Below are 6,906 nucleotides of genomic sequence, written 5' to 3' on the forward strand. Positions count from 1 at the left end.
CACTTTCATGCTTTAAAACTTCTACCTCTAAAGAAAACACATAAAAAGCTGTACAGTCGTCTGTACAGCTTTTTTTGTGAATTTTTCTGATTGCTGTTTTGTATCATTGTCTCTCATATCAGATAACTTCGCCAGCCTATAATCCTTCAATACTCCCTTTCAAAAAACATAAGGAGCTACTCATCGCTGCAAATAGGCATTGTGCTTATTTTGAAGAGAGCTCTGAAAACTTCCTTTCTCAACTGACATCAAGAAAAACTAGACAAAGCGCGGGATATCCCATAAATACGCAGAAGAAAATTGTACCTTTAGCATCTTGGGGAGGAGCACTGTGACAAAGAAAAAATCCATGATTTTCGTCCAAATAGGACTTTTCCTTGTTTTGGGCTTTAGCAGCTTTGCCGATGAAACAGCGCAAGTTACATTTGCTCTCCACTTAGCAGAAAGCACAGCTTCTATTTCAATGCTCCTTTTTGCAGGGCTTATCGGGGCAATTTTTGCCGGACCAATTGCACCACGCCTCTTGCATCGCTTCCAACCAGCACGAACAGTACCCATTGTTTTATTGTTTGAAGCACTCTTTATAGCCACAGCTGCAATCGCCAACCAATTTTGGGTTTATATTGCACTTTCTTTCGCACTAGGTTGTGCTGGTTCAATTTTTTGGTCTGCTATCCTCGTTACTATACCTGAACTTGCAAAAAATGACCACCAATTAGATCGACTAAACCGCGTTATCCAAACAGTTCGTAATCTTGGCTATATTGCCGGACCACTGCTAGGGGGGGTGTTGTATGGAATATCAAACGGGCAAAAAGGATTGTTTGCGCTGTCAATCATGGTTCTTTTGGCCACCTTTATCACTCTCTTCTGTTTTAAAAGTTTAAAAATTCATACACAAACGACAAACACAACGCAAAAAAGCAAAAAAGGGCTAGACTTAAGAGGCCTCTTGCGTAAAAAAAATGTTGTCTATGCTCTTGCACCCCTCATCATCACTATTATCCTTACCTCTGCTCTCAACGTCTTATCGATTGTCCGCATCTGCACTGAACTGTCCTTCAGTGCAGAAACCTATGGAGTGATTACAAGCATGGTAAGTCTTGGCCTCGTGGTTGGTCCACTCTGTTTCTCCAGCCTTTTTCATCGCTTTGGCAATGCCGCTGGTGCATCACTTGCCGCTACAATCATTGGATTTGCAATTTTCTGCTTTTCCCTCACACATATTGTGTGGCTGATGATGCTGTCATTTTTCATCCTTGGGAGTGCAAACGGCGTACAAAATGCTCTAATGGCAAGTTTTATGATGAAAGCCATTCAAAAAGAACAGCGAAACAGTCAAATGCCCGCTTATCTCTTCATCATACAAACATCCGTATGCCTTGGCTTTATAGGAGCCGGTTTTGTCCATGTTCATCACACACAATACACACTCTTTGTCATCGGCATCGCCACAATGATCGCAGGCATATTAGGTTTTATTTTGAACAGTGCCGTACAAAAAAAGGAACAGAGAGAATTTGAGAATGGTTAGTGGACTCGGCTGTTTGTCCAGCCAGCAAACAATGCCCCAAAAATGGCATGACAATCACCACCTGATCAAATCATTGTATCTCTCATGCAACCCCATACCAACACAATAGGACTTTGATAAACCACTCTTTAATGTAGAGCAACTAACAATCCTCCCCAAAACTTGATATTTTAAAGCAAAAAAACGATAACATCATGCAACAAGATCCTATAGGCTTAAACTTTTACAATGGAATAGGCGGCTATGTGTGGCAACTGGCAGACTATATGCGACATAATTGTCATGAGAACTCCCACACACTTGAATTGCAAAAACCAACACCACCCATAGCCATCAATTCTTTCGCTGTCTATCCACGTGAACTCAATCCTTTATCACGCGTTCAATGGGCAAAGGACGTACAGATAACGAGAAATAAACCAGCTTTAATTGGAAAACGGCAAATACAACCTGCAACTGTTGTTTCTACAAAAGGAGCGGCATTTGGCGGATTCGACTTTCCCACATTTGAAGCACTTCGTGAAGGCTGCCTTGTCCAATCACTGAGAGAAATACAATTCAATGGTACTCTTCTTACCTCTGGAAGTCTTTTGATATCACTTTTACGACACGGTCTCATCAAAACAGATCAAAAAGCATTTTCAGAAAATGATGCAACCGCTCTTTTACGAGAGCCAACATGTATTATCATAGATTCTTCTCTTGGCACTCTTGCCATTAATCAACTCAATGGGCGTACAATCCGGCTTCATGAAAAAACAAAACATCTCTTGATGAAAGCCACCACACCAATACGTATTCAATATCCGCTAGAGGATTCAATAAAGTTTTTTGTAAAAGCAGGAATGCTGCGATTGATAAAATTATAAGGGTAAAAAGATGCAGCTGATAAGATCTGGCATGGGAACAGAAAATAGTGCTGAACTTATCCATGCGCTTATTCAAATGGCAAGACCGCACACAGTCATTGAAATCAGTGCGGGGGATAGTACGCGCTTGATTGCTAAAGCACTTCAAAAAGCGAAATTATCATGGCAACAAGATAAAAAACTTTTAGAATCCTCCACCTAGGAAGAGCGCACAGCTTTGCTTGACCCTTCAGGAATTTCTGAGAATTACGAACCACGATTGATCACCATTGATGATTTTTCAGCAGAAGGTCAATCAGCCGAAGAAGTATGGCAAGAACTTCTTAAAGATGACATTTAAAAAGACACTGTAACATTTATCAATGAGAATTTTTTCTCTCTTGATGAAAGCACTCTTAAATCTTGGACGCCTATAGATTTTGCTTGGATCAATGCTGGAACTCCAGCAGATGATGTGCGATTTGTTATAACCCTTTGGGAACACATCACCGCTGGTGGTTATCTATGTCTGCATGAACCAACAATGACAACAACCGTTGCTCTCAATGGGGCACGCCGGGATCAAAGTATCAGAACTCCTTTGTGGGAAGAAATCCTCTATCGACTTGATGGCTCCTATGAGGCTTTAACACTCCCCGAAAACCACAAATATCGGCAGAGTGGTCTTGGTATCATCCGTAAACGCACCCCTGCCGAACAAATTGTACGCGCACAATCGCTACAAGCAGAACTCATAGAAATCAATGAATTGCCCATTCGAAATGATATTTTGCCCATGGGAAAAGAAACCCTTCGCAAACGCGATACCCGCAATTCACTAATCTCTGCCATGACCTCACCTACACTGCGCGCTGTTTATGCCGCCATTATCCTTGGTGCGAAAAATCTTTCCGAAGTCCTCAAACATGTCGATTCAGATGCGAAAAATATTCAAAAATCCATCAATCGCCTTTTGAACCTCGGACTTATTCACAACACAACAGAAGGATTTCAAGCCGAAGAGACACTGTGGAAAATGCTAGAAAATAAACATGAGCGGAATAGGGAAAATTTAAGCGACCGCCATTTAGAAACAGAAGGGATGCTATCAAAAATTGCACAAGCCTTTCAGAAGGAAAAAATCTATAACGAAACGGAAGTTTCCAGGATATGCAACCTCTTTACGGTAGACTTTGCCCGATTACGACGCACTCTTGTTGAGAGGGGTTTTTTACAACGCCATGGAGGAAAATATCAACGCATGCGCTAAAAGAGAATTGAAAAATGATTAGAGAACTCTATCGTTTTTCTTCTATATTTCAAGAGAATGAATAACCTTCCACTAAAAAATATAATTTTATTAAAAGGTTATAAAATCATTCATCTCATTCATATGTTGACAATCTATGGAGGGGTTAGTACATCCTCTTCATAAAGGATACAATGAAAGAGCAAGAATGCGGAATGCCAATTAGTTATCAAATAGGATTAAGCACAGTCAAAATCATCAGGAGAAGATATGGGATCAAGGTCTCAATGATCTTACAATTGTTGCGCGAACATCAGGGTATAGTGTTGTCGCTCAACCCAGATCATGCTCGATATTTCTAAAAACATCGTAGAAAAACAAAAAATAATATTCTTGCAATAGACTGGCTGATGAATCAAGAAAGATACTATTTCAACGAAATGTGCACAGCGGAAACAAGGCTGACAAAACTTCCTCAACAGATACAACAAAATGTATTTGATCATTTAACGACACTTCTATGGAAATTCCATGGGCAAAAATAAAATTCCTTTTTTCATCTATAGCACAGTTTTTCTTTCTGAATTTTCCTTTTTCTTTGTACTCCCTCTGATTGGAAACTCTTCTCTCATAACTGCTGCCAATGTTGCGTTTTATCTCTCTGGGGCGGTAATCCTTGAAAGCATTCTCATGGTAACCACAACGAGTTTATTAGAAAGACTTTCTCGTAAACTCTTAATGGCTACCGCCTTTATTTTAAGGAGTAGCGCTTTTGTATGCGTTATCTTATCGCTCATGCCTTCTGCATGGTTGACCTTTTTTACCTTAATGGCTTTTTCGAAAGCAATTTCAAAGCCATTTTTGAGAGAAATTTTATCAGAACATCTCAAGGGAAGTGCTCTTAAGCGCGCATTAACTCTCTATTCGTTTTTTCAAAACGCTGCGGTCGTTATTGCCCCTCTTGTTGCAATGAGTGCCATAAAATATAACGCATCAACTTTTTTAATGGCTTTTTTTGTACTCATTGGTTTGTATCTTTGTGTTCTATCTCTCAAAATTGTTTATCATTACCCGCATAAAACATTATCTCTTGAAAAGAATAAAAAAACAAAGAAGCCTTTTCTTTCTTCTTTAAAAACAATAATACATAATCGTTCTATTGTTTATTTGCTGGTCACGGCTTTGCTTTGTACATTTCTCATGGGAATTTTCATCACCACCACAACACTTCTCAATAAATTTGACAGCAATCTCGCCCCTTATAGTGGAATTTTCTTTTCAATTGTTGGCATCAGCATTTGTATCTGGCAGGGAGTAATCAATAAACATCTCACCCTTTCCGATAAAGCAACGTTTTATCTGCTCTGTTTTATGGGAAGTTTCTCCTCATTTTTCCTCATGGGTGGGGTCTTTACCGCTGTGACTGCGTTAATTGCCTACAGTGTCTATGAATCTGTCATGGTTCCAGAAATATACTATCAAGCAGGAAAAACAACCACATCCCTCTCTGCCAGTGTTCTTTTTAGTTATATTCTTGTTATTTCAAATATTGGCCAAGCTGCCGGCTCATGGACAAGTGGAGGGATCATCAGCCATTTCAACAATCACATCGCTTTCACCTTTTGCATGATTGTTGGTGTCTGCGCCTTTGCTTCTTGCCTGTGCCTCATACAAACTAAAAAATAAGCAGCTTCCATGTCACATATCATTTTTGAAAACCCGTAGCACAACAAGAGCACCTAAAACACTTCGCCATAAATCACTCAATTATGGGGCTGTAACACACTCTGCGGCAAAAAAGCTCGAAACAAGTCTTTAAAGATTGCTCTGCAAGCTCCGTTGCAAATTGCCTCACAGCTTAAAGAATTATGGAGCGGATTTTTATTTGCACATGAAATTTGTCACCTTCTTAAAATAACATATTATCCATTTGCCTCTATGGTTGATCTTGAGACTTTGAGTTCAGCTATCGAAGAATTTTCTATCGATACCATCATATGCCTGCCAAGTTTTGCGGATAAACTTATTACAATATCTCGAAAGCAAAAATTAAAAACTCTAAAAAACCTATTCTATCTTGGAGAAGCCTTTCAAGCTGAATCTGTGTCGAAAATAAAAGACATAATCCCTGAATTAGATATTAAACCTCTTAGCTTTACCACCCAAGAAACTGGTCCAATAGGACTCCAGTGTTCCAAGATTGATGGTGACATTTATCATCTTTATGATCACATTCAAGTAAAGTCAAATCCTGAAAATGATGAATTAATTGTCTCTGTTTTTTATCCTGAAGATGCACTATTACTTGAACACGCCACAGGTGATGTTGTTCATATTGCATATGATCAATCATGCGATTGTGGCTATCATGGCCATACCTTACACCTGAAAAGAAGAACACCAACTTTTTATAATATTATGGGAACTTCAATTTCTGTACACGATTTTACAAATGTCTTAAATCTTCAAGGTTGCACTCTTTCGGCTACAGATATTCAACTCATTATAGTCAATCAATTTGACAACGGTGTTGGCGTTTTATTGTTTATTGATTCACGTTACGATATTGAAAGAAATGCCCTTTTATCATCCCTCTTATCTGATAAAAGACATTATCAATAAATCACAATTTTTCCATGTTTGCTTTATGCAGAAATCTCAATTTATTCGCTCCTCAAGCTCTGAAAAAATAAAATCCTTTTTTCAAACCACTGAATATCCTATAGTGCTTGATGGTGATTTAGTAGAAATTAAATAAGATAAGATTATAAACTTCATCGATAAGTTCTTCATTATCACTGGAACCTTATAGGTTTTTTCTCCTTGCTCTTAGCGCAATAAGCTCTTTCTATAAAAGCATTTCGAATAAAATAAAACACGACCTTTAAAGTAATTTTTACAAAAGTATATTTAAGGTAAGGTAAGAAATCACCCAATTTATAGCTCCTTATACAGAGGATAGGGATGTGCGCCCTTGCGCATAGACATGCGATTAAGTTCAAGAAAAGAGAAAAGCGTAAAAGAAAGCAGCTCCTCGTTTAGTTTAGCTTCTTCGAGCCTTTTAAGTACACAAATTACAGAGCTGTAGTTTTAGTTGAACAAAACCCCTATTGTAAGGGTTAGGCTGTCAGTTGTAAGGTATTATCTTAAGCTATTAGCTATTTAGTGTTCACTTTTTCACAGACGGTAATACCTCTGAGCATTTTACGCGTCTCCTCCCTACATTTCAGTCTGGTTTTAAGAGCCAAGAAAACAATCCATAGCTGATTTCCAAG

At 38.7% G+C, this 6,906-nt stretch carries 7 protein-coding genes; all 7 read left to right on the plus strand.

What is annotated here, in order from left to right:
- The first annotated feature begins 331 nt into the window (after nucleotides 1-331).
- The 7 genes from ACFIKR_RS08345 to ACFIKR_RS08375 all read left to right on the plus strand — a co-directional run bounded on the left by ACFIKR_RS08345 (nucleotide 332) and on the right by ACFIKR_RS08375 (nucleotide 6,253).
- Nucleotides 332-1,534, plus strand: coding sequence for an MFS transporter (locus ACFIKR_RS08345; protein WP_375659525.1), 1,203 nt, complete (start codon nucleotides 332-334; stop codon nucleotides 1,532-1,534).
- Between the two features lie 194 nt (nucleotides 1,535-1,728).
- Complete coding sequence (locus ACFIKR_RS08350) at nucleotides 1,729-2,403, plus strand: hypothetical protein (protein WP_375659526.1); 675 nt, start codon at nucleotides 1,729-1,731, stop codon at nucleotides 2,401-2,403.
- A 10-nt stretch (nucleotides 2,404-2,413) separates the two neighbouring features.
- Nucleotides 2,414-2,605, plus strand: coding sequence for a hypothetical protein (locus ACFIKR_RS08355; RefSeq protein WP_375659527.1), 192 nt, complete (start codon nucleotides 2,414-2,416; stop codon nucleotides 2,603-2,605).
- Between the two features lie 15 nt (nucleotides 2,606-2,620).
- Nucleotides 2,621-2,743 (plus strand): hypothetical protein, encoded by a 123-nt coding sequence (locus ACFIKR_RS08360; protein ID WP_375659528.1) that lies wholly within the window; start codon nucleotides 2,621-2,623, stop codon nucleotides 2,741-2,743.
- A gap of 114 nt (nucleotides 2,744-2,857) precedes the next feature.
- A complete protein-coding gene (locus tag ACFIKR_RS08365) occupies nucleotides 2,858-3,652 on the plus strand; it encodes a DUF2087 domain-containing protein (RefSeq protein WP_375659529.1) in 795 nt (264 codons plus the stop codon).
- 510 nt (nucleotides 3,653-4,162) lie between these two features.
- Nucleotides 4,163-5,317 carry an MFS transporter gene (locus tag ACFIKR_RS08370; RefSeq protein ID WP_375659530.1) on the plus strand — a complete coding sequence of 385 codons (1,155 nt, stop codon included), beginning with the start codon at nucleotides 4,163-4,165 and terminating at the stop codon, nucleotides 5,315-5,317.
- A gap of 252 nt (nucleotides 5,318-5,569) precedes the next feature.
- Nucleotides 5,570-6,253, plus strand: coding sequence for a hypothetical protein (locus tag ACFIKR_RS08375; protein WP_375659531.1), 684 nt, complete (start codon nucleotides 5,570-5,572; stop codon nucleotides 6,251-6,253).
- Nucleotides 6,254-6,906: the final 653 nt, after the last annotated feature.

This window comes from Bartonella sp. MR30HLJHH (genome assembly GCF_042194195.1).
In the GTDB taxonomy this organism is placed as follows: domain Bacteria; phylum Pseudomonadota; class Alphaproteobacteria; order Rhizobiales; family Rhizobiaceae; genus Bartonella; species Bartonella grahamii.